Origin of the sequence: Fusibacter tunisiensis (genome assembly GCF_016908355.1) — a bacterium.
Classification (GTDB): Bacteria; Bacillota; Clostridia; order Peptostreptococcales; family Acidaminobacteraceae; genus Fusibacter_D; species Fusibacter_D tunisiensis.
Genome location: NZ_JAFBDT010000008.1, coordinates 24,626 through 48,321, shown reverse-complemented (window position 1 = coordinate 48,321; position 23,696 = coordinate 24,626). Strand labels below are relative to the sequence as shown.

At 38.6% G+C, this 23,696-nt stretch carries 25 protein-coding genes and 1 other annotated feature; all 25 genes read right to left on the bottom strand.

Annotated features, from left to right (window positions below; translation table 11 throughout):
* Window positions 1–19: 19 nt before the first annotated feature.
* Window positions 20–2,086, bottom strand: coding sequence for an elongation factor G (gene fusA / locus JOC49_RS06630; protein ID WP_204663641.1), 2,067 nt, complete (start codon window positions 2,084–2,086; stop codon window positions 20–22).
* 64 nt (window positions 2,087–2,150) lie between these two features.
* Window positions 2,151–2,621 carry a 30S ribosomal protein S7 gene (gene rpsG / locus JOC49_RS06625; protein ID WP_204663639.1) on the bottom strand — a complete coding sequence of 157 codons (471 nt, stop codon included), beginning with the start codon at window positions 2,619–2,621 and terminating at the stop codon, window positions 2,151–2,153.
* 133 nt (window positions 2,622–2,754) lie between these two features.
* Window positions 2,755–3,171 carry a 30S ribosomal protein S12 gene (rpsL, locus tag JOC49_RS06620; protein WP_204663637.1) on the bottom strand — a complete coding sequence of 139 codons (417 nt, stop codon included), beginning with the start codon at window positions 3,169–3,171 and terminating at the stop codon, window positions 2,755–2,757.
* Between the two features lie 34 nt (window positions 3,172–3,205).
* A complete protein-coding gene (locus tag JOC49_RS06615; protein WP_341534662.1) occupies window positions 3,206–3,454 on the bottom strand; it encodes a ribosomal L7Ae/L30e/S12e/Gadd45 family protein in 249 nt (82 codons plus the stop codon).
* 95 nt (window positions 3,455–3,549) lie between these two features.
* On the bottom strand, window positions 3,550–7,056 hold the full coding sequence (gene rpoC / locus JOC49_RS06610) for a DNA-directed RNA polymerase subunit beta' (protein ID WP_204663635.1): 3,507 nt from the start codon (window positions 7,054–7,056) through the stop codon (window positions 3,550–3,552).
* 32 nt (window positions 7,057–7,088) lie between these two features.
* The gene (rpoB, locus tag JOC49_RS06605; protein WP_204663633.1) at window positions 7,089–10,772 is read right to left on the bottom strand and encodes a DNA-directed RNA polymerase subunit beta; all 3,684 of its coding nucleotides are present in this window, start codon (window positions 10,770–10,772) and stop codon (window positions 7,089–7,091) included.
* A 259-nt stretch (window positions 10,773–11,031) separates the two neighbouring features.
* Window positions 11,032–11,397, bottom strand: coding sequence for a 50S ribosomal protein L7/L12 (rplL, locus tag JOC49_RS06600; RefSeq protein WP_204663631.1), 366 nt, complete (start codon window positions 11,395–11,397; stop codon window positions 11,032–11,034).
* Between the two features lie 40 nt (window positions 11,398–11,437).
* The gene (rplJ, locus tag JOC49_RS06595) at window positions 11,438–11,935 is read right to left on the bottom strand and encodes a 50S ribosomal protein L10 (protein WP_204663629.1); all 498 of its coding nucleotides are present in this window, start codon (window positions 11,933–11,935) and stop codon (window positions 11,438–11,440) included.
* Between the two features lie 12 nt (window positions 11,936–11,947).
* Window positions 11,948–12,080: a sequence feature (ribosomal protein L10 leader region), on the bottom strand.
* Window positions 12,081–12,116: 36 nt separating this feature from the next.
* On the bottom strand, window positions 12,117–12,809 hold the full coding sequence (gene rplA, locus JOC49_RS06590) for a 50S ribosomal protein L1 (protein WP_204663627.1): 693 nt from the start codon (window positions 12,807–12,809) through the stop codon (window positions 12,117–12,119).
* 53 nt (window positions 12,810–12,862) lie between these two features.
* Window positions 12,863–13,288 (bottom strand): 50S ribosomal protein L11, encoded by a 426-nt coding sequence (gene rplK, locus JOC49_RS06585; RefSeq protein ID WP_204663625.1) that lies wholly within the window; start codon window positions 13,286–13,288, stop codon window positions 12,863–12,865.
* Between the two features lie 23 nt (window positions 13,289–13,311).
* Entirely contained in the window at window positions 13,312–13,836 is a 525-nt protein-coding gene (gene nusG, locus JOC49_RS06580; RefSeq protein WP_204663623.1) for a transcription termination/antitermination protein NusG, read from the bottom strand.
* 49 nt (window positions 13,837–13,885) lie between these two features.
* On the bottom strand, window positions 13,886–14,095 hold the full coding sequence (gene secE / locus JOC49_RS06575) for a preprotein translocase subunit SecE (protein ID WP_204663621.1): 210 nt from the start codon (window positions 14,093–14,095) through the stop codon (window positions 13,886–13,888).
* Window positions 14,096–14,129: 34 nt separating this feature from the next.
* Entirely contained in the window at window positions 14,130–14,279 is a 150-nt protein-coding gene (rpmG, locus tag JOC49_RS06570) for a 50S ribosomal protein L33 (protein WP_204663619.1), read from the bottom strand.
* A gap of 273 nt (window positions 14,280–14,552) precedes the next feature.
* On the bottom strand, window positions 14,553–15,743 hold the full coding sequence (tuf, locus tag JOC49_RS06565) for an elongation factor Tu (RefSeq protein ID WP_204663617.1): 1,191 nt from the start codon (window positions 15,741–15,743) through the stop codon (window positions 14,553–14,555).
* 65 nt (window positions 15,744–15,808) lie between these two features.
* Window positions 15,809–16,438 carry an RNA polymerase sporulation sigma factor SigH gene (gene sigH / locus JOC49_RS06560; protein ID WP_204663615.1) on the bottom strand — a complete coding sequence of 210 codons (630 nt, stop codon included), beginning with the start codon at window positions 16,436–16,438 and terminating at the stop codon, window positions 15,809–15,811.
* Window positions 16,439–16,517: 79 nt separating this feature from the next.
* Complete coding sequence (gene rlmB / locus JOC49_RS06555; RefSeq protein ID WP_204663613.1) at window positions 16,518–17,258, bottom strand: 23S rRNA (guanosine(2251)-2'-O)-methyltransferase RlmB; 741 nt, start codon at window positions 17,256–17,258, stop codon at window positions 16,518–16,520.
* Window positions 17,259–17,273: 15 nt separating this feature from the next.
* Window positions 17,274–18,032: an FAD-dependent thymidylate synthase gene (gene thyX, locus JOC49_RS06550; RefSeq protein ID WP_204663611.1), complete on the bottom strand. Its 759-nt coding sequence runs from the start codon at window positions 18,030–18,032 to the stop codon at window positions 17,274–17,276.
* Window positions 18,029–18,346: a hypothetical protein gene (locus tag JOC49_RS06545; protein WP_204663609.1), complete on the bottom strand. Its 318-nt coding sequence runs from the start codon at window positions 18,344–18,346 to the stop codon at window positions 18,029–18,031. Before JOC49_RS06545 ends, thyX begins: the two co-directional genes overlap by 4 nt.
* Window positions 18,336–18,782, bottom strand: coding sequence for a Mini-ribonuclease 3 (locus JOC49_RS06540; RefSeq protein ID WP_204663607.1), 447 nt, complete (start codon window positions 18,780–18,782; stop codon window positions 18,336–18,338). Before JOC49_RS06540 ends, JOC49_RS06545 begins: the two co-directional genes overlap by 11 nt.
* Window positions 18,783–18,844: 62 nt before the next feature.
* Window positions 18,845–20,332: a glutamate--tRNA ligase gene (gene gltX, locus JOC49_RS06535; RefSeq protein ID WP_204663605.1), complete on the bottom strand. Its 1,488-nt coding sequence runs from the start codon at window positions 20,330–20,332 to the stop codon at window positions 18,845–18,847.
* 33 nt (window positions 20,333–20,365) lie between these two features.
* Window positions 20,366–20,623, bottom strand: a complete 258-nt coding sequence (locus JOC49_RS06530) for a cysteine-rich small domain-containing protein (protein WP_204663603.1) — start codon at window positions 20,621–20,623, stop codon at window positions 20,366–20,368.
* On the bottom strand, window positions 20,624–21,103 hold the full coding sequence (gene ispF / locus JOC49_RS06525; RefSeq protein ID WP_204663601.1) for a 2-C-methyl-D-erythritol 2,4-cyclodiphosphate synthase: 480 nt from the start codon (window positions 21,101–21,103) through the stop codon (window positions 20,624–20,626).
* Window positions 21,100–21,822 (bottom strand): 2-C-methyl-D-erythritol 4-phosphate cytidylyltransferase, encoded by a 723-nt coding sequence (gene ispD, locus JOC49_RS06520; protein WP_204663599.1) that lies wholly within the window; start codon window positions 21,820–21,822, stop codon window positions 21,100–21,102. The genes ispF and ispD overlap by 4 nt, the downstream gene beginning before the upstream one ends.
* Window positions 21,823–21,908: 86 nt before the next feature.
* Window positions 21,909–23,006, bottom strand: coding sequence for a PIN domain-containing protein (locus tag JOC49_RS06515; RefSeq protein WP_204663597.1), 1,098 nt, complete (start codon window positions 23,004–23,006; stop codon window positions 21,909–21,911).
* 104 nt (window positions 23,007–23,110) lie between these two features.
* On the bottom strand, window positions 23,111–23,593 hold the full coding sequence (locus tag JOC49_RS06510; RefSeq protein ID WP_204663595.1) for a CarD family transcriptional regulator: 483 nt from the start codon (window positions 23,591–23,593) through the stop codon (window positions 23,111–23,113).
* Between the last annotated feature and the right edge of the window lie 103 nt (window positions 23,594–23,696).

Here is a 23,696-nt window from a genome sequence, read left to right as displayed (position 1 = left end):
TTTTTATTCCTCCCCAGGATTATTTTTTGCCGATGAGATCATCAGCGATATTTTTAGGTACTTGCTCATAATGACTGAATAACATTGTATATGTTCCACGACCTTGAGATTTCGATCTTAAGTCAGTGGCATATCCAAACATTTCAGACAATGGGACATGTGCATTGATAACTTGTGCACCATGAACCACTTCCATACCTTCAAGTTTTCCACGTCTAGAGTTTATATCACCCATAACGTCACCAAAGTATTCTTCTGGAACTGTAACTTCAACTTTCATGAAAGGCTCAAGAAGAACAGCGTCTCCTTTTTTCATAGCCTCTTTAACTGCCATGGAAGCTGCAAGTTTAAATGCCATTTCATTGGAGTCAACTTCGTGATAAGAACCATCATAAAGATTTGCAGTGATATCTACAACTTCATAACCACCAAGTATTCCCGCTTTCATAGCACCTTGCACACCGTCATCAATTGCACTGAAGTATTCTTTTGGTACTGTACCACCAGTAACAGTCGTTTCAAAGGCATACCCTTTTCCAGACTCATTTGGTGCAAACTTGATTTTAACGTGACCATATTGACCTCTACCACCAGACTGCTTAGCATACTTGTAGTCGATATCAACTGGTTTCGTAATTGTTTCTTTATATGCAACTTGTGGTGCACCAATGTTGGCTTCCACTTTAAACTCTCTCAATAGTCTATCTACGATGATTTCAAGGTGAAGTTCACCCATACCGGCAATAATGACTTGGCCAGTTTCTTCATCTGTATAGGTTCTAAATGTTGGGTCTTCCTCTGCAAGTTTCGCAAGCGCAATGCCCATTTTTTCTTGACCTGCTCGGGTCTTTGGTTCAATTGCAACACGTATAACAGGCTCTGGGAATTCCATAGACTCAAGTACAATCACGTTGTCAGGGTCACAAAGCGTATCACCTGTCGTTGTGTACTTAAGGCCTACTGCTGCAGCAATATCTCCAGAATAAACTCTTTGAATTTCTTCTCTCTTATTGGCGTGCATCTGAAGAATTCGACCAACTCTTTCTTTCTTCTGTTTCGTTGAATTGTATACGTATGATCCTGAATCCAACATACCAGAGTATACTCTAAAGAAAGTAAGTTTTCCTACATATGGATCTGTCATAATTTTAAAAGCCAAAGCAGAGAAAGGAAGCTCATCACTTGAAGCTCTTTCAGCTTCATTGCCGTCTTCATCAAGACCTTGAATTGCCGCTACATCAGTTGGCGCTGGCATAAAGTCAACAACACCATCCAACATTCTCTGAACACCTTTATTTTTATATGCTGACCCACAGAATACTGGTACAATTTCATTATTGATTGTTGCTTTACGAAGTGCAACCTTGAGTTCATCTACATTTAATGCTTCGCCCTCAAGATATTTCTCCATCAATTCTTCATCAGTTTCAGCTATAGATTCCATCATGCTGTGTTGATATTCTTCTGCAAGTTCTACCATATCAGCTGGGATGTCTTCAATATCAATCTGCTCACCAAATTCGCCTCTATAGTAAACTGCTTTCATTTCCATCAAGTCAACCAAACCAACAAAATTATCTTCAGCACCAATTGGCAACTGAAGTGGAACCGCATTGGCTTTAAGTCTATCCTTCATCATTTTAATAACTCTGAAGAAGTCCGCACCAGTTATGTCCATTTTGTTAACAAAAGCCATTCTTGGTACGCCATATTTATCTGCTTGTCTCCAAACTGCTTCTGATTGAGGCTCTACGCCACCTTTAGCACAGAACACAGCTACTGAACCATCTAGTACACGAAGTGATCTTTCAACTTCAACAGTGAAGTCAACGTGACCTGGCGTATCAATAATATTGATTCGCTTTTCTCTCCATGCACAAGTCGTTGCAGCAGAAGTAATTGTAATACCTCTCTCCTGCTCCTGCTCCATCCAGTCCATGGTAGCGCCACCCTCATGAGTTTCACCGATTTTATAGTTGATACCTGTATAATAGAGGATTCTCTCAGTGGTAGTTGTTTTCCCGGCATCGATGTGCGCCATGATCCCGATGTTTCTCGTATTCTCTAGCGAGTAACTTCTACTCATCTATATCCTCCTTTCAAGACAATGCATAAACCCGGCTACCCGAGTTTACACAGTATTTTTAATTTTAGAAACGATAGTGTGCAAATGCTTTGTTAGACTCTGCCATTTTATGAGTGTCTTCTCTCTTCTTAACTGCAGCACCTGTGTTGTTTGCGGCATCCATAATTTCCTTTGCAAGTCTATCTTGCATTGTACGCTCGCCTCTTTTTCTGGCATAAGTTGTAAGCCATCTAAGTCCTAGCGTTTGTCTTCTTTCAGGTCTTACTTCGATTGGAACCTGATAGTTTGAACCACCAACTCTTCTCGCTTTAACTTCTAAAACAGGCATGATATTATTCATTGCTGTTTCAAATACCTCTAACGGTTCTTTGCCAGTTTTTTCTTTCACATTCTCAAAGGCACCATAAACAATGCTTTGAGCAACGCCTCTTTTTCCATCATACATAATGCTGTTGATCAACTTAGTGACAACTTTGCTTCCGTACAGCGGATCAGGCAATACTTCTCTTTTAGGAACACTTCCTTTTCTAGGCACTTTGCTTCCCTCCTTATAATTCGTTTTGGTCATTCATCGGTACTCGACATTTAACTGTCGTTGTGCGGATCTGCTTATTGAATTGTATTTACTATATAAAGCCCCTTCCTTACGGAAGAGGCCAATTTATGCATTACTTTTTCTTAGGTCTCTTAGCGCCATATTTTGATCTTCCCTGCATTCTGTTGTTAACACCAGAAGTATCAAGTACGCCTCTCACGATGTGATATCTACAACCTGGCAAGTCTTTAACTCTACCGCCTCTGATAAGCACAACACTGTGCTCTTGCAAGTTGTGACCTACACCTGGAATGTAAGCTGTAACCTCAAAACCGTTTGTAAGTCTAACTCTGGCAACTTTTCTCAAAGCCGAGTTTGGCTTCTTAGGCGTTACTGTCTTTACGCTCGTACACACGCCTCTTTTTTGAGGGGAGCTAATTTTAACTTGCTTTCTCTTCAAAGTGTTCATACTTCTTTGTAAAGCAGGTGAAGTAGATTTAGTTTCAACTTCTTGTCTTCCTTTTCTCACTAACTGATTAATAGTAGGCATTCTTTCTCTGCACCTCCTTTCATTTTTAAGATGTCTATTTTTCAATAACCGCTGTCGCAGCACCAACGTCAATATTACAGGCTTTTCCCAACTCTTTCATAGACTCCACGAAGACAATATCAACTTCTTGATCTGTCGCCAATTGAATGACACGTCTAACAACATGTTGTTCAGCATCTTTAGCCACAAAAACAACTACAGCTTGATGCGACATTAAAACCTTTGTCGTCTGCTTAACACCTATAACAAGTTTTGGGTTTTTAGCCAGTTCATTTAACTGCACACTGTATCCTCCTTAAAGTCGGCAATATGCACTTCATCATTTTAACACCATAGAAAATGGCTGTCAATAAATATTATGTTAAATACTTTTAAAGCTTAAAGGCTGTCTAAATCGAACTCATCGTTTGATTTTACAGTCATTTCACGGTAATATCGCATACCAGTACCTGCTGGAATCAATTTACCAATAATGACATTCTCTTTAAGTCCCAAAAGTCGATCCTCTTTGCCATTAATAGCCGCTTCCGTAAGAACTCTTGTCGTTTCTTGGAAAGATGCCGCAGAAAGGAATGAGTCAGTCGCCAACGAAGCCTTTGTAATCCCTAGTAAAGTACGCGTTCCTTCAGCTGGTTCTCCGCCTTCACCAACAACTTCATCGTTGATTTTATTAAATTCTTTCAAGCTTATGACATTTCCAGGCATGAGCAAGGTGTCCCCAGACTCATCAACTTTGATTTTAGACAGCATTTGCTTCACAATGATTTCAATATGCTTGTCATTAATATCAACACCTTGAAGTCTATAAACTTTCTGAACTTCTTTAATAATATACTCTCTTACCCCTTTTACGCCTACAACACGCAAAAGATCATGTGGATTAATAGAACCTTCTGTTAAAGGTTGACCGTTAACAACTCTGTCACCTTCTTTTACCTTTACTTTAGCACCAAACACAACCAGAGATGCATGTTGCTCGCCCGTTTCTTCATTTGTAATGACAACTTCACGCTTTTTCTTTGTTTCTTTAAATGAAACAACACCATCAATTTCTGCAATTACTGCCAAACCTTTTGGCTTTCTGCCTTCAAAAAGTTCTTCAACTCTAGGAAGACCCTGAGTAATATCGCCACCAGCGACACCACCCGTGTGGAAAGTTCTCATTGTTAACTGTGTTCCTGGTTCACCAATGGATTGAGCTGCTATAATTCCAACAGATTCACCTACATGTACAGGTTTACCTGTTGCAAGGTTAAGGCCATAACATTTTGCACAAACACCGTATTGAGTTTCACAAGCCAATACAGATCTTATTTTAAGAGATTTAAATCCTGCTTTGATAATTTGATCTGCAAGTTTTTCGGAAATCATTTGATGTTTCGGACAAATCACCTCACCTGTTTCAGGATGAACAACATCCTCAACTGGATAACGTCCTAAAATACGTTCTTCAAGCGGCTCAATCAGTTCATTGCCTTCTCTAAACTCAACAACTTCAATACCTTCGTTTGTATGACAATCCACTTCACGTACAATCACTTCCTGGCTTACATCCACAAGACGTCTTGTAAGGTATCCCGAGTCTGCTGTTCTAAGGGCAGTATCAGCCAACCCTTTACGCGCGCCTGTCGTTGATATAAAGTATTCAAGAACTGTCAGTCCTTCTCGGAAATTGGACACGATTGGAATCTCTACTGTTTTACCAAGTGCGTTGGCCATAAGTCCACGCATACCAGCAAGTTGTCTAATTTGATTTTTAGAGCCCCTTGCACCAGAATCCGCCATGATCTTAATGTTGTTTAAGTTGGAAAGATTCTTCATTAAGGCCTCTGTAACATCTTCTGTTGTTTTGGTCCAAGTCTGAATAACCTTTTCGTATCGCTCATCTTCAGAAATCAAACCTCTTCTATATGCTTTTTGATACTTATCAACTGTATCTCGCGCACTTTCAATCAACAGTTTCTTTGCTTCTGGGATTACCATATCTGAAACCGATACAGTAACTGCACCCTTAGTTGAAAATCTGAATCCCATGTCCTTCATATGGTCCAAAAGTTGGGCAGTTACTGTGTTTCCATATTCTGTAAAACACTTTGCGATAATATCTTCCAAATCTTTTTTCTTGCATAAGAAATCAATTTCAAGTCCGTATGGATTTTCAGTTCGATCTACAAAACCAAGGTTTTGAGGAATCTTCTCATTGAAAATAAAACGACCAACTGTACTTTCTATAATAATGCTACGATTCTCTTCTGGAAGGTATTTTCTAAGTTTAACGCGTTCTTGCAAGTGTACACTTCCGTTGAAGTATGCAAGATTCATCTCATCGTAATCTTTATAAACCTTTATAGGCCCTTCTTGATCTTCTTTTTCAAAGGTCAAATAGTAAGCACCCAAAACCATATCCTGCGTTGGCGTTGTTATTGGGCGACCATCTTTAGGCGCCAAAATATTGTTTACAGAAAGCATCAAAAATCTCGCTTCAGCTTGAGACTCTACAGACAATGGCACATGTACCGCCATTTGGTCTCCGTCAAAGTCAGCATTGTAAGCTGTACATACTAGCGGATGTAATCGAATCGCTTTACCTTCAACTAAAACTGGCTCAAATGCTTGAATACCAAGTCTATGAAGTGTCGGTGCTCGGTTTAGAAGCACTGGATGCTCTCTAATAACTTCCTCAACAATACTCCAAACTTCGGGTTTTACACGCTCAACCATTCTTTTGGCACTCTTAATATTGTGTACATAACCATCTTTAACCAGACGTTTCATTACAAAAGGCTTGAATAGCTCAAGCGCCATTTTTTTTGGCAATCCACACTGGTAAAATTTCAGCTCAGGGCCAACTACAATAACTGAACGTCCTGAATAATCCACACGTTTACCAAGAAGGTTTTGTCTAAACCGACCTTGCTTCCCTTTTAACAAATCCGAAAGGGACTTAAGTGGTCTATTTCCAGGACCCGTTACCGGTCTTCCTCTTCTGCCATTATCAATAAGCGCATCTACAGCTTCCTGAAGCATACGTTTTTCATTTCTAACAATTATATCTGGTGCGCCAAGCTCTAACAGACGTTTTAATCGATTGTTTCGGTTAATTACACGTCTGTACAAATCATTAAGGTCTGCTGTCGCAAAACGACCACCATCGAGTTGAACCATCGGACGCAAATCCGGTGGAATAACAGGTACTACATCTAGAATCATCCACTCAGGATCATTACCAGATTGTCTGAAGGCGTCTACGACCTCAAGTCTCCTTACAATTCGTATACGCTTTTGACCAGTGCTTTCTTTAAGTTGAGATTTTAACTCTTTTGCCAAAGCTTCTAGATCTACTTGACCTAAAATCTCTTTGACCGCTTCAGCACCCATCATTGCTCTAAAAGCGTTTCCATATTTTTCTCTATACTGTGAATATTCACTTTCTGTCAAAAGTTGTTTGTGTTCAAGGCTCGTTTCGCCAGGTTCTATAACAATATAGGAAGCAAAATACAATACTTTTTCCAAGGCTCTTGGAGACAGGTCTAATAGGATACCCATTTTAGACGGAATTCCTTTAAAGTACCAGATGTGTGATACAGGTGCAGCCAATTCAATATGGCCCATTCGTTCACGGCGCACTTTAGATTTAGTTACCTCTACACCGCATCTGTCACAAACAACACCTTTATATCTTACTTTCTTGTACTTACCACAATGACATTCCCAGTCTTTAGTAGGTCCGAAAATCTTTTCACAGAACAACCCTTCTTTTTCAGGTTTTAATGTTCTATAGTTAATTGTTTCTGGCTTTTTAACTTCACCTTTTGACCACGATCTAATTTTATCTGGTGATGCCAAGCCAATTCTTATGGAGTCAAAATTGTTAAATTCGATCAAGGGCTACCTCTCCCTTCTCTAATAAAAGTTGATTAATCTTCAAATTCGTTTTCAGAATCATACGTCTCGTCCTGATTCATATCTTCCTGCTTCAAAGCACCTTCTTCTGACGGATCAAGTGGCGCGTCAATAAAAGCACCTTTTTCAACATCATTCGATATTTTGCTTTCTTTGAGAGCTGCATTGTAATCCAAGCTGTCGTCGTCATCATCAACAAGCTCAATTTCAATTTCGCCTGCATCATCTCTAAGCACTTTTACATCGAGCGCTAGAGCTTGTAGTTCTTTGATTAAAACCTTAAACGACTCCGGAATACCTGGTTCCGGTATGTTCTCTCCTTTAACGATAGCCTCATACGCTTTAACACGTCCAACAACATCATCGGATTTAACTGTGAGAATTTCTTGAAGTGTGTGCGCAGCGCCGTATGCTTCAAGCGCCCATACTTCCATCTCACCAAATCTTTGACCGCCAAATTGAGCTTTTCCACCCAATGGCTGTTGTGTAACAAGCGAGTAAGGACCAGTACTTCTGGCATGAATTTTGTCATCAACCAAGTGGTGAAGTTTCAACATATACATGTAGCCCACAGTTACTGGATTATCAAACGCCTCTCCAGACCGACCATCTCTGACCAATAACTTTCCATTAGCTGGGTATCCTGCATTCTCAAGAATATCCATAATTTGAAGCTCTGTAGCGCCATCAAAAACAGGTGTCGCGATTTTCCAACCATTTTTCTTTGCAGCAAGGCCCATGTGAACCTCTAGAACCTGTCCGATATTCATACGCGATGGAACGCCTAGGGGATTTAAAACAATTTGAAGTGGTGTTCCATCTTCGAGGAACGGCATGTCTTCAACAGGTAAAATTCTTGAAACAACACCCTTGTTACCATGTCGACCTGCCATTTTATCGCCAATGTTGATCTTGCGTTTCTTTGCAATATAAACTCGAATCAACTTGTTAACACCTGGGGACAATTCGTCGCCATTTTCTCTTTCAAATTTCTTAACATCAACTATTATACCTGATTCACCATGTGGAACTCTTAAAGAAGTATCTCTTACCTCACGCGCCTTTTCTCCAAAAATTGCGCGAAGTAACCTTTCCTCTGCAGTTAATTCAGTCTCACCTTTTGGCGTGACCTTACCGACTAAGATATCACCTGAATTTACTTCAGCACCAATGCGAATAATGCCTTCAGCATCTAAGTTTTTAAGCGCATCTTCTCCAACATTCGGAATATCACGCGTAATTTCTTCAGGCCCAAGCTTTGTATCTCTTGCTTCGGATTCATACTCTTCAATATGGATAGAACTCAGTTTGTCTTCCATAACCAACTCTTCACTCAGGAGTATTGCATCTTCATAGTTATAACCTTCCCAAGTCATGAAACCTATCAAGAGATTTGTACCAAGTGCAATTTCGCCATTATCTGTTGAAGGGCCATCTGCAACAATATCGTCAACTCTTACCACTTCACCTTTTTTTACCAATGGCTTTTGATTGATACATGTGCCTTGATTGGATCGCTTAAATTTTAAAAGTTTATATCTGTATTTTCTTTTATCTTCATTTGCTCGGATCACAATTTCATCTGCAGATACGTACTCGACGACACCATCTACAGGCGATTTAATCACAGCGCCGGAATCCTTTGCAGCAATGTGTTCAATTCCAGTTCCAATAATTGGCGCCTCTGCTCTAACAAGCGGCACAGCTTGACGCTGCATGTTTGAACCCATCAAAGCTCTGTTTGCGTCATCATTTTCAAGGAACGGAATCATTGCAGTTGCTACAGAAACCATCTGTTGCGCTGAAACTTCAACCAACTCGATTTCTGAAGCCGGGAACTCTTTAATATCCGAACGTCTTCTTGCAACGATTCGATTGCTAATAAATTTATTATCGTCGCCGATTGGTTCATTTGCCGGAGCTACAATATACTTTTCTTCCACATCTGCTGTAATATAGATGATTTCATCTGTTATTACGTTTGTCTTTCGATCTACTTTACGATATGGCGATTCAATAAATCCATACTCATTAATTCTAGCAAATGTACTTAAAGATCCAATAAGTCCAATGTTTGGACCTTCTGGTGTCTCAATCGGACACATTCTACCATAGTGGGAATGGTGAACGTCACGGACCTCAAAACCCGCACGCTCTCTAGAAAGTCCGCCTGGTCCAAGAGCAGACAATCTTCTTTTATGCGTCAACTCAGTCAAGGGGTTGGTTTGATCCATAAATTGAGATAACTGCGAACTTCCAAAAAATTCCTTTATTGCAGAAACAACAGGTTTAATGTTTATAAGTGCTTGTGGGGTAATTGCTTCCATGTCTTGAATGGTCATTCTTTCTCGAACAACTCTTTCCATCCTAGACAGACCAATTCTGAATTGGTTCTGGAGCAATTCGCCTACCGATCTAATTCTTCTATTTCCCAAGTGATCAATATCATCTACATTTCCGATACCTGAATTCAAATTGAGTATATAACTAAATGTTGCCAGTATATCAGCAGGGATAATATGTCTTGGTACAAGTTCAGACATACGATCTTGCATAAGCTGAACACGTTCATCTTCTGTCTCATACGTATCCAGAATTTCTTTCAAAACTGGATAGTATACTTTTTCTTTTAAAATGATTTTATCAGAACTGAAATGCTTCTTAATGTCGACAAACTGGTTTCCAATTACACGTACGACTTTATCGTCTTCACCGATAATATCGACCTGTTTTACACCTTCGTCTTCAATATCTTGAGCCATTTCCAAAGTGATTTTATCACCTTTTTCTACAAGTATCTCTCCCGTAATAGGACTGACGATATTCTCTGCAGCAATTCTATCATCAATTCGGTTGGAAATCCCAAGTTTTTTGTTAAATTTATACCGGCCTACTTTTGCAAGGTCATACCTTTTTTCGTCAAAGAACAGAGAATTAATTAAATTTTTAGCACTTTCAACGGTTGGTGGTTCACCAGGACGTAATTTCTTATAAATCTCTATAAGGCCTTCTTCCTGATTGGTTGTGCTATCTTTGTCCAAAGTTTTAATTAGCTTGTCATCTTCACCGAATAAGGTTAAAATCTCATGATTTGATTGATAGCCAAGTGCTCTGATCAAAGTTGTTGCTGGTAATTTTCTTGTTCTGTCGATACGAACAGATACAATATCATTTGAATCAGTTTCATACTCCAGCCAAGCCCCACGATTTGGAATGATAGTACTTGAATAGAGTTTGGTGCCCACTTTGTCAATTTTCACATCATAATAAGGCCCTGGTGATCTCACCAATTGACTTACAATAACACGTTCAGCACCATTAATGATAAATGTACCGTTTTCCGTCATTAACGGAAAGTCTCCCATGAAAACTTTTTGTTCTTTGATTTCGCCTGTTTCACGGTTGATAAATCTTACTTGCACCCTAAGCGGGACCGCATAATTAACATCGCGCTCCTTACATTCTTCGACGTCATATTTGGGATCTTCATCAAATTCATAGTCGATAAACTCCAAAATCAACGCACCAGTATAGTCTTCTATTGGCGAAATATCATTGAATGCTTCCTTAAGTCCTTCCGCTAAAAACCAATCGTATGACTTTTTTTGGATTTCAATTAGGTTGGGCTTTTCAAGCAATTCATTAATTCGCGCAAAGCTGACTCTTTCAGTTCTTCCGAGCATTACAGGTTGTGGCATTAAATTTTCACCCCTTGTGTAATAAAATCATTGTATTATAAAAGGAACAAACTCCTTTTTTGCCTAACATGCTACCTCTTTTAGAAGCGAAAAAACTCCATTCTAAACATACTTATAGCATTATAAAATGGTATCACACAGCACAAGTAATGTCAACCACTTTTTATAAGTTTGATTAGAATAGAGTCCTATGATGTTGTCATTTTTCATAAAAAGATAAATAGCCACCATTACTTTGGTGGCTATTTCATTATAAATACTACTTCAATTCAACTGCAGCGCCAGCTTCTTCCAACTTAGCTTTGATTTCTTCTGCTTCTTCTTTAGAAACGGCTTCTTTAACTGCTTTTGGCGCATTGTCAACAAGGTCTTTTGCTTCTTTAAGGCCTAGTCCTGTAATTTCTCTTACAACTTTGATAACGCCAATTTTCTTAGCGCCAGCATTTGCAAGAACTACATCAAACTCAGATTTTTCATCAGCAGCTTCTGCTGCTGCAGCGCCTGCTACTGCAACCACTGGAGCAGATGCAGATACACCAAACTCTTCTTCACATGCTTCAACCAATTCTTTAATTTCTAAAATACTCATGCCTTTGATAGCTTCAATAATTTGATCTTTAGTCATTTTCGTACACCTCCGAAATTATTTTCTTAATTTACACAACTTACGCGTTGCTTTCTTGCTCTTTGATTAAATTCGACAAGAAATAAGCAAAATTAGATACAGGCGCCTTGACGCTTCCAAGGAATCTGCCAATAAGGGCTTCTCTTGACGGTAAATCAGCAATTTTAATGATATCTTCTAGATTACAATATGAACCTTCAACAATACCTGCTTTAAGTTCTAACGCTTTATGATCTTTCGCAAAATCTTTTACAATCTTTGCTGGGATTACTGCGTCTTCAATTCCGAATGCAATTGCATTTGGACCAGTCAAATCTTGAGACAATGGCTCAAATTCTGTGCCTTGAATTGCGAGTTTAACAAGGTTGTTTTTGTATACTTTATACTCAACACCTGCATTTCTAAACTTACTTCTAAGTTCAGTCGCTTCATCAACTGTTAATCCTCTGTAATCTACAAGCACAGCAGACTTGGCTTTAGTAAATCGTTCTTTGATTTCTTCAACAGCCACTTTTTTTAATTCAAGATTCTTTGACATTTGTCCACCTCCTTGTACATAATAAAACCTCTCTTCCGTAGACAAGAGAGGTCATAATTTATCCGAACAATAAATCATTTATCTTTACCTCGGTAGGAAATTAAGCGTTAGCACCTACTGTCTACGGTTATTTACAATTTCACAACAAAGTAATTTTACCAAAGTAAAATCAATTTGTCAATTATAATTTTGCACCGTTTAATCGAATTCCAGGACCCATTGTGCTTGCAACAGTTACACTCTTAAGATAAGTGCCTTTCGCAGCAGCAGGTTTTGCCTTGTTAAGGGCTTCAATAAGCGCCTGAAGATTCTCAGAAAGTTGCTTTTCTTCAAAAGAAGCCTTTCCAATTGAAACGTGAACAATATTTGTTTTATCAAGTCTGTACTCAACTTTACCAGCTTTGATTTCTTTAACTGCTTTTTCAATGTCAAATGTTACAGTACCTGATTTAGGATTTGGCATCAAGCCTTTTGGTCCAAGCACACGGCCCAATCGACCCAATTGACCCATCATGTCTGGTGTCGCAACAATAATATCGAAATCGAACCAGTTTTCTGATTGAATTTTTGCAATGATATCTTCAGCGCCAACAAAGTCAGCACCAGCGTTTTCAGCTTCTTGAGCCTTCTCGCCTTTTGCAACAACCAATACTTTTTTTGTTTTACCTGTACCATGTGGCAAAACAATAGCACCTCTTACTTGCTGATCAGCGTGTCTACCATCGACACCTAATCTAATATGCATTTCAATCGTTTCATCAAATTTTGCTTTTGCTGTTTCTTTTACTAACTTAATCGCTTCATCAAGTTCATACAATTTGTTACGGTCAACAAGTTTGCTTGATGTCTGATAAGCTTTACCTTTTTTTGGCATTTTTTCCTCCTTTGTGGTTACGCGGATAATCCTCCCACAGTTCTAAAGACTTATTAGTCTTCTACTAAGATACCCATACTTCTTGCAGTACCTTCTACCATGCGCATTGCTGCTTCAACACTGCCTGCGTTTAAATCAGCCATTTTGATTTCAGCAATTTCTTTGATTTTGTCTCTCTTAACAGTTGCAACTTTTTTTACATTTGGTTCTCCAGAACCGCTCTGAATACCTGCAGCTTTAAGCAACAAGTTGGCAGCCGGCGGAGTTTTTGTAATAAAAGTATAAGATCTGTCTTGATATACAGTAATCACAACCGGAATAATCATTCCTGCTTGATCTGCTGTTTTTGCATTAAATTCCTTACAGAATTGCATAATGTTAACACCTTGTTGACCCAAAGCTGGTCCAACTGGTGGTGCTGGTGTCGCCTTACCTGCTGGAATTTGCAATTTTACGAGACCTGTTACTTTTTTCGCCATTGTCTACACCTCCTTCAATTACATTAATTTTTTTCTACTTGATCAAATTCTAGTTCAACAGGTGTTTCTCTGCCAAACATCGAGAGGATCGCTTTAATCGATTGTCTTTCCATATGAATCTCTTCAATGGTTCCAACAAAAGTTTCAAATGGACCGCTTATAACTGTAATTGAATCCCCAACTTCAAAATCCACTTCAATGGTACGTTTTTCAAGCCCCATATTCAAGACTTCTTCATCAGTTAACGGAATCGGTTTTGATCCCGGGCCAACAAACCCGGTTACACCTCTTGTGTTTCTTACAACATACCAAGATTCGTCAGTCATAATCATTTTTACCAATGCATAACCTGGGAAGATCTTCTTAGATTTGTCTTTTCGTTTTCCCGCCTTGATTTCCACTACGATCTCAGTCGGTACGACTACTTCGAGGATAACATCCTCCATACCTCTATTCTCTACGATTTTTTCGATGTTCGCCTTCACTTTGTTCTCGTGACCCGAGTACGTATGAACGACATACCATTTTGCGTTATTCGTATCTGACATGATTTTTCGGTATTAACCTCAAACCTCCTCCCATAGTTATCGAATGTGCTTATGCAAGTAAGTTGAAGAAAAATTTAAAAATCGTATCTAGCACGCCGATGGACACTGCTGAAATCAACACCATAACAAGAACAACCACCGTATAGTTCCATACATCTTTACGAGATGGCCATGTTACTTTCTTGACTTCACTTCTTACGCCTTTAAAAAACTTACCCATTCCAGGTTTTTTTTCTTTAACATTATTACTAGAAGACATTTTTATCTCAACCCCTTATCCATGATTTTAAAACCTACTTGGTTTCTTTATGCAATGTATGCTTTTTGTCAAATTTACAATATTTCATCATTTCAATTCTGTCAGGGTTGTTCTTTTTGTTTTTTGATGTATTGTAATTTCTGTTTTTACACTCTGTACAAGCCAAAGTAATATTCACTCTCATCTTGACACCTCCTATACCAACTATTGTCCGTGCCTCTAACCGCACACTTCACCCAATATAACATCACTAACTTAACCTACCACAAAACATTTTGCATGTCAATAAAACCCCAACACTTTAGGGCTGAAATTGTTTTAAAAATGCTTAACCTTTTTTGCCAAGTTAAATAAGGACTAGTTGCCACTAGTCCTTATTACATGTTGTTTCAAGATGAAGACTTTAAACACTTCTGATATTTTATACTATTTATTGCTGAAAATCAAGCGTTTTTTATTATTCGTAAATCTTGATAACAGATCCAGCACCAACTGTTCTTCCACCTTCACGGATTGAGAATCTTAAACCTTCTTCAATCGCAATTGGTGAAATCAATTCGATGTTCATTTCTACGTTATCACCAGGCATACACATTTCAACGCCTGCTGGAAGATCAATTGATCCAGTTACGTCTGTTGTTCTAAAGAAGAACTGTGGTCTATAGCCTTTGAAGAATGGTGTGTGTCTTCCGCCCTCTTCTTTTGTCAAAACATAAACTTGAGCTTCGAACTTTGTATGTGGGTGAATTGTACCTGGCTTCGCAAGTACTTGGCCTCTTTCGATTTCTGTTCTTTGAATTCCTCTAAGAAGAAGGCCTACGTTATCGCCTGCCTGTCCTTCATCAAGAAGTTTCTTGAACATCTCTACGCCTGTTACTACAAGCTTTCTTGGCGCTTCTGATAATCCAACAAGCTCAACTTCCTCAGAAACCTTTACGATTCCTCTTTCAATTCTTCCTGTTGCTACTGTTCCTCTTCCTGTAATTGAGAATACGTCCTCTACTGGCATAAGGAATGGCTTATCTGTATCTCTTTCAGGTTGTGGGATGTATTCATCGATAATTTCAAAAAGTTCGATGATTTTTTCTGTCCACGCTTCTTCGCCTTCAAGAGCTTTAAGAGCTGAACCTCTTACGATAGGTGTGTCATCACCTGGGAAGTCATACTCTGAAAGCAAATCTCTTACTTCCATTTCAACGAGTTCAAGCAATTCTTCGTCATCTACCATGTCACATTTGTTAAGGAATACAACGATATATGGTACGCCAACTTGTCTTGAAAGCAAGATATGCTCTCTTGTTTGTGGCATTGGACCATCTGCTGCTGATACAACTAGGATTGAACCATCCATTTGCGCAGCACCTGTAATCATGTTCTTTACATAGTCGGCATGACCTGGACAGTCAACGTGTGCATAGTGTCTCGCTGGTGTTTCGTACTCAACGTGAGCTGTAGAGATTGTAATCCCTCTTTCTCTCTCTTCTGGTGCTTTGTCGATATTTTCAAAATCAACTTTTTCACCAAATCCGTATTTTTCAAACAATACTTTTGTAATTGCCGCTGTAAGCGTTGTTTTACCGTGGTCAACGTGACCGATTGTTCCAATGTTACAGTGTGGTTTAGTTCTTTCAAACTTTTGCTTGGCCATGGATTGATTCCTCCTTAATTATTATGTACATATTATACAACAAACATCTTCTGTTTGTTTACTGACTAATTAAAATTCACAACTACTTTTCCCAACTTTTTTTTAACTCTTTGAAGTGCATTGTCTATGGATTTTACATGCTTGTTCATCTCCACAGAAATTTCCTGATAGGATTTCCCTTCCAAATAAGCATTCAAAACTTTCCATTCAAGATCGCTAAGCACCTCGCCCATTTTCTCTTCTATCAGCCCCAACTCTTCTTTTTTAATCATTAAATGCTCAGGATTTTGATCCTTACTATTAACCATCAAATCGTATAATGTTCGATCCGATTCATCATCAAAAATTGGTTTGTTCAATGACACATATGAATTTAACGGAATGTGCTTTTGACGTGTCGCTGTTTTTATAGCGGTTATAATTTGACGCTTTATACACAATTCAGCAAAAGACTTAAAAGACGCTACTTTATCTGGTTGATAATCTCGCATTGCCTTAAACAGTCCAATCATGCCTTCTTGTACGATGTCTTCCTTATCTGCCCCAATCAAAAAATATGCCCGCGCTTTGCTTCTGACAAAGTTCTTGTATTTTTGAATCAGCAGTTCTTGAGCCTTTGAGTCTCCAGATCGTGCCAATTCGACAATCAACTCGTCTTCCATCACATCTTGATCCGTTTTTATCATTTGTCCCATCAATGCTGCCTCCCAATGGTTGAATTATTAAATAAAGGTCATAGAATCATTATATATTATTCACAAAGGCAGCGTCAAGTCATCTACGCTGATTCCTCTGTCGCACGACTTCGTAGAGTACAATTGAACAGGCAACTGATGCATTTAGAGAACTCACCTGTCCAAGCATGGGTAAGGATACAAGAAAATCACACTTTTCACGAACCAAACGGCTAATCCCTTTTCCTTCATTACCAACAACCACAGCAAGTGGCCCCTCTAAATTCGCTTCATAATACGTCTGCTCACCCATATCGGTTCCTACAATCCATACCCCTGCCTCTTTCAGACGTTCCATCGTTTGTACAATGTTAGTAACTTTTGCAACCGGTACATATTCAGCTGCTCCAGAAGATGTTTTAACCACAGTTTGATTAACAGCAGCACTTCTTCTTTTTGGGATTATAACCCCGTGTACGCCCGTCGCATTTGCAGTTCTTATTATACTCCCTAGATTATGTGGGTCTGTAATTTCATCACATATAACCAAAAGAGGTGTCTCTCCCTTTTCCGAAGCCATAGCCAAGATTTCATCAACTTCATAATATTTAAATGGCGCAACATAAGCGATAACACCTTGATGATTTTCACCTTCACATAGTTTATCCAACTGCTTCTTATCTACATATTGAATTAATAGATTCTTATTTTTGGCTAAGTCAATAATTTTTTGAACCGTACGGTCCTTGGATGTCTCTGATATTAAAATCTTATTGATTTCTCTGCCCGACTCCATTGCCTCAAAAATTGGATTTCTTCCATATATTATATCTTCTAGCATGGCCACTCCTTATTGTTAAAGCGTCTTAAAAAACTGACGCACCTCATTAATTTCACCACAAGTCATTTTGCCTTCAGGACATGGGCCTACAAGGCAGCCTGGACCGGAATTGTTGAAAATCCCAGGCGCTACGCCTCTAACAATTCTCAACATCTCTATCGCCAAAGCCTGTATTTCCCACTGAGCCCGATTGCAACATCTGTGGTTAAAAAAATTCATTAAACTCCTTGCATTCATTGTAACCACTATCTTTGTTTCACAAGCATTTGGAAAAACAAACCGCGCATCTTCAACTGCTTTTTTTTCAGATTGAGAGCGGGCCTTTTTTTCTGTCATTCCAGCAGCAATCATTTCTTTATAATACCCGTTTTCCAAGATTTCAGTCAGTTCATTATATATCTTTTGATCCTCTGCCATGGCTTGATCAAATAGGGCTTTTGCTTTAGGAATCTTAAGTATGGCCGGCGGTGTGACATACTCAAAGGCATCCAACTTTACATAACGTTGTGATTGCTGGGAATAAGAAGCAATCCTATGCCTAACCAGTTGGTGTGTCAAGACTCTGCTCACACCCTCAATTCCAAATGTAAACGAAACGTGTTCCAGAGGTGACTCGTGTCCGAGTGCCATTAGTTTATTTAAGAAACTGGTCACAGATTCAGAATCCAATTTTTCATTAAGTGCATCAATGCCTACAGCTGAATAGCATAATTTGGCCGCACCAGCTATAATGCGCTCAGGATCCGGTGTATGTGCAAGCAATTGTACTTTCATAGCCCCTCCATATCTTCTTTTGATGAAAAGTAAGTGTCTCCTATTGGAAAAATACCCAGCAAATATTTCCGATAATGTCCCTTAAAATTGTCCGGTCCATCTGCTTTCACCTCAATGATCCTAACTTTCACAATTCCTGTGGTGAAAATCGAGTGGTCATATTGTTCATCAATGATGACCTGCATTTGTTCCACAATTTCCTTTTTTTCAGGACTATCCAATTTAACTGGATCTATAAAAAAAGATTTAATCCCTAAAATGACACATAAAACAAGCGTAAGCCCAATCCAATATTTTATATATTTAGGATTCATCTTTTGACGCCTCCTCTTTTGTCAACACCTTAATCACTTCATGAACAACTTCATAAAGACGCGTCTTTTGATTTGTTAAATAAAGATACCCAATTAAAGCTTCAAATCCTGTAGCATATCTATAATCTGCCAAAACTGCATTTTTAGGTACAGATGCAGAATTCTGATTTCTTCCCCTTTTAATCATTTGCCATTCAGACTCACTTAACAAAGGTTTTATTGCGTGAACAGCTTCAGCTTGAGCCGAAGCCTTAACAAATTTACGTGACATTTTTGACATTTCGTGTGGTGTCATAACGTGCTGTGTCATTAAATAAGTTCTGATATAGGCTTCATATATAGCATCCCCCAGAAACGCCAGTTTAAGCGGATTCATCATGCGAACCGCCATTTCATCCATTTGTTTCATCTCAGCAAATTCCAAGAATTCGTTCATTATCCATCTCCATATTTAAGAAAATGAGGGCTGTGCAATGCAAAAGCCCTCAGATCCAAATCTTATTGACAAAAACAGTCTATACTGTATCTAACACGTTCAACTGCATTCACAGTACCAATCACTTCAATGACACGCGCTATATCAGGTCCATGTACTTGACCCGTTAGAGCTACTCGAACAGGCATAAACAAGTTTTTCCCTTTATGGCCAGTCTCTTTTTGCACTTCTTTCAAAATCTTTTTAACATCATCTGCAACAACAGATTCATAACTTTCCAACTTATCAGCAAAGCATTTCAGCATATCACCTACATGTTCCATTTCTATCATGGATTTTGCCTCTTCATCTTCAAGTATCAGTTTATTGTTGTTGAACAGATTATAATATGCCCCAATTTCATCCAGACGGTTTAAACGTTCTCTCAATATGTCCAGTATCAAAGCAAAATGCGCTTTGTTCGCTTCAAATGACGTTTCATCTGCGTATCCAGAAGCCACAAAAAATGGTTTTGCAATATCAATAAGACGGTCCAACTCATAAGCTCGAATATACTGATTGTTCATCCAGTTTAACTTATCCACGTCAAAGACACCGCTTGATTTAGATACCCGTTCAAAAGAAAATTTATCAATCAAAGTTTTCATGTCCATAATTTCAGTACCATCTTCTGGTGACCACCCAACAAGTGCAATGTAATTCACCAGCGCCTCTGGCAAATACCCTTTTTTCTTGAAATCATCTACTGAAACATCACCTTCACGCTTGCTAAGCTTTTTCTTTGACTGACTTAAAATAACCGGTAAGTGTACAAATTGTGGTGCTTGCCAACCAAAGGCTTCATACGTGTAAATGTGTTTTGGTGTTGAAATAAGCCACTCATCGCCACGGACCACATGCGTAATTCCCATATAGTGATCATCCACCACAACAGCCATATGATAAGTTGGAAATCCGTCAGTCTTCATCAATACCTGATCATCCAAATCATCCGTGCAAACAGATACCTTACCCTTGATTGCATCTTCAAATTCTATAGTTCTTGATTCTGGAAGTTTAAGTCTCACAACATGCGGAACACCATTTGCGAGTTTTTCTGCCACTTCTTCTTTTGACAAGTTCCGGCAATGTCCATCATACTTTGGTGTTAAACCACTCGCCTTTTGCGTCTCACGCACTGCCTCCAATCGTTCCTTGGTACAAAAACAGTAATAGGCATGCCCCGAGTCAATCAAGTCACTTGCATGTTTTCTATACACATCCAGTCTCTTTGACTGAATATAAGGCCCATACTCACCGCGTTCAACAACCCGTCCTGATGCATCATCCATAAAAGGGCCTTCATCATGAACAACACCGGCCCATGTCATTGCGTCAATCATGCCTTCTATAGCACCTTCCACAAGTCTAGATTGATCTGTGTCTTCAACCCTTAAAAGGTATGTACCATCATGTTTTTTTGCATATAAATAATTATAAAGCGCAGTTCTAAGCCCACCTATATGAACATATCCTGTTGGACTTGGCGCAAATCTTAATCTTGGTTTCATATAAACCTCCTATTTTTCTTCCCGCCTATTATACTAAAAATTGGAACCCCTTTCAATCACGAGCTTCATCTTACTCATAATGTATTCATATCCACCCGGCTCATGAGGTTTTGTACAATTGCTGCAATCCTTGATTCCATTTGTCATAACATAATCTCCACCACACTCTTCTTTAAGCATATAGAGGGGACAATAGCAAAACAAACAATTAAACTCAGATTCTTTTACACCTGAATGGCACGGAAAAAATTCGCATTTTTTGTGTTGACAAAACTTATAGTTCTCTGACATTTAAACCTCCCATTTAACAATCATTACAATGGCATGAGCGGATATTCCCTCTTCTCGCCCTTCAAAACCAAGACGCTCAGTTGTGGTTGCTTTTATGTTAATCTGGCTTAAGTCACATTTAAGAACACGCGCCAGCCGGCTTACCATTGCTTCTAAAAAAGGGGCCATTTTAGGCTTTTGAGCAACAATCACAGCATCAATATTTCCAATTTTATAATCCGAAGACTCTAAACTTTTTTGAACTTCCTTAAGAAGCTCAATACTTGAAATGTTTTTATACCGGTCATCTGTGTCCGGAAAATGCTTCCCAATGTCACCTTTACCCAATGCTCCCAAAATTGCATCCATTACAGCATGTGTTAATACATCTGCATCCGAATGGCCAAGCAAACCTTTATCATAAGGCAAATGGACGCCACCTATTATTAATGGACGTCCCTCAACCAATTGATGTACATCATATCCAAGTCCAACTTTCATAAGTCACCTGCTTTCAAACTGTTTATAATCGCCTCTGCAAAAACCAAATCTTCAGGTGTTGTAATTTTTATATTATTTCTGTTTGCTTCACAGAGCATTACTTTATACCCAAGCCTTTCGACCAAGCCAGCGTCATCAGTGGCTTCGAACATAGATTCAATAGCTTTGTAATGTGCCGCAAGCAACTCTTTGTATACAAAAACCTGAGGTGTTTGTATCTGCCAAACACAACTTCGATCAAGAGTAGATACAACATATCCCCTCTCATCCACCTGTTTTAGAGTATCTATTGAAGGAATTGCGGCAACCACCGCATCTGAATCTGACATATGGTGTAAATTGTTTTCAAGCCAACTTGAGTCAACAAATGGTCTCACCCCATCGTGAACAACGACCCAATCCACTGAATTATCAATATACGACAACCCTTTGAAAACAGAGGCTTGACGTGTTTCACCCCCAGGTCTAACATGGATTGGCCTATTAAAGTCATATAAGATATTCCACCGCTTTATTTTATCTTTTAATTCTTCAATAGACGCTTGAGGTGCAATGATCCAAACTTCATCAATGGTTACCGTTTTCATCAAATTATAAAGTGTCCATTCAAGAATTTCTTTGCCACCAACAGTCAAAAATTGCTTATGACCCGTACGCTTCATGCGTTGCCCTATTCCTGCCGCTGGAATAATAGCCCCTATTCGCTTTCCATTATACACTGTAAACGCCACACTTTCTTTTAAATTCCTTTTCTATTATATCAAAAAAATAAGAAGGCTTCTAAAAAACCTTCTTAGTCACTATACTATTGTTTAGGTTTTACAAAGATCATTCTACCAGCAGCAGTTTGCAAGACGCTTGTAACAAGAACTTCAATTGTCTCATGAATAAATTTTTTCCCATCTTCAACCACAATCATCGTACCATCATCCAAGTAAGAAACACCTTGATTGGATTCTTTTCCTTCTTTAATAACTTGAACAACCATTTCTTCTCCAGGTATCACAACCGGTTTTACGGCATTTGCAAGTTCATTGATGTTCAAAATAAAAACGTCTTGAAGTGATGCTACTTTATTTAAGTTATAATCGTTTGTAACAATTGCACCATTATACTTTTGTGCTAATTTAATCAACTTAATATCCACTTCTTGAACATCTTCAAAATCCTCATCAACGATTTTTACGCGCCCTGGGAGCTCCTGCTGAATCATTTTCAAGACATCTAAACCGCGACGTCCTCTATTTCTTTTCAGAGCATCAGCAGAATCCGCAATATGTTGAAGTTCTCTTAAAACAAATTCAGGAATTACAATATCACCTTCTATAAAGCCCGATTTGTATATGTCGGCGATTCGTCCATCAATAATGACACTTGTGTCCAATAATTTGGGCCTTAATTTTTGTTCCAAATCTTTAGATTTAGTTGTTTTTGTAGCAGAAATTTTCCGAGACAATTCACCAACTTTTGCATTGTCCCTTGCAATACGTTGTGCAACACTAATGCCCAAATACCCAAAGAAAATATAAGAAAGAATTTTAAGCGCATTTGCAATTACAGGTAAAGGAATAATATCAAACAACCCACTAATTAAAAATGCAAAAAGCATCCCAAGCACCAAGCCCACAAACGAAACAACAAGGTCTTGTTGTGGAATTTTATCAATTTCATTTTGTGCAATCTGAGCAAGTTTTTTTCCAATAGCAATCACGAGTTTAGATGCCACAAAAGTTATAAATGCAAATAATAATCCAAATAAAACAGGCAACGAAATCGCATAAACCATTCGACCAAACTCAAACCATGGATTTGGATATACAAAGTCTGTCATGTAAATTCCAAAAACAACGCCAATGCTTAGTCCAATAAAAGCTATGATGGATTTAACAATTTTTTCAATCACGAATACCCTCCTTTCAAAGTTATATCCTTATTTTAACATAGACACATGGAAAAACAAACAAACAAAAAACCCGAACTGTAAAGTTCGGGCTTACCCTAAAAAAATTAATGACTTCCAATAGTTGTGTTAACAAGCGAAACAGCTTCATCTTCTTGAATGTCTCTCGCTAAAATCAGCTCACTCACCAAGATTTGTTTAGAATTACTAAGCATTTTGCGTTCTCCAGTGGAAAGTCCTTTTTCACGATCTAAAATTTCTAGATTGCGAACAACTTTTGCCACTTCAAAAATATCACCAGTCTTCACCTTTTCAAGATTTGAACGGTACCTTCTGTTCCAATTGTCTGGCATAGAGCCCTTGTCTTCTGCAAGTACAGTCATAACTTGCGAAAGAACCGTGCTGTCCACAATATTACGGACACCCAAGTTTTCAGCGTTTTCAATTGGCAACATAACTTTCATATTTTTGATTGGTAATTTCAGCACATAAAAATCTCGTTCATCCCCCAAGATTTCCTTTTTTTCAATAGCTTCAATTACACCCGCTCCATGCATAGGGTACACAACTTTATCTCCGATTTTAAACATAAATCCCTCCATGCATCTTGTTTTTCTTTAATTATACACTATTTTTGACCAAAAAACAACAAACTTATATTTTACTATTCGGTAATAGTATTGTCAACCCTTT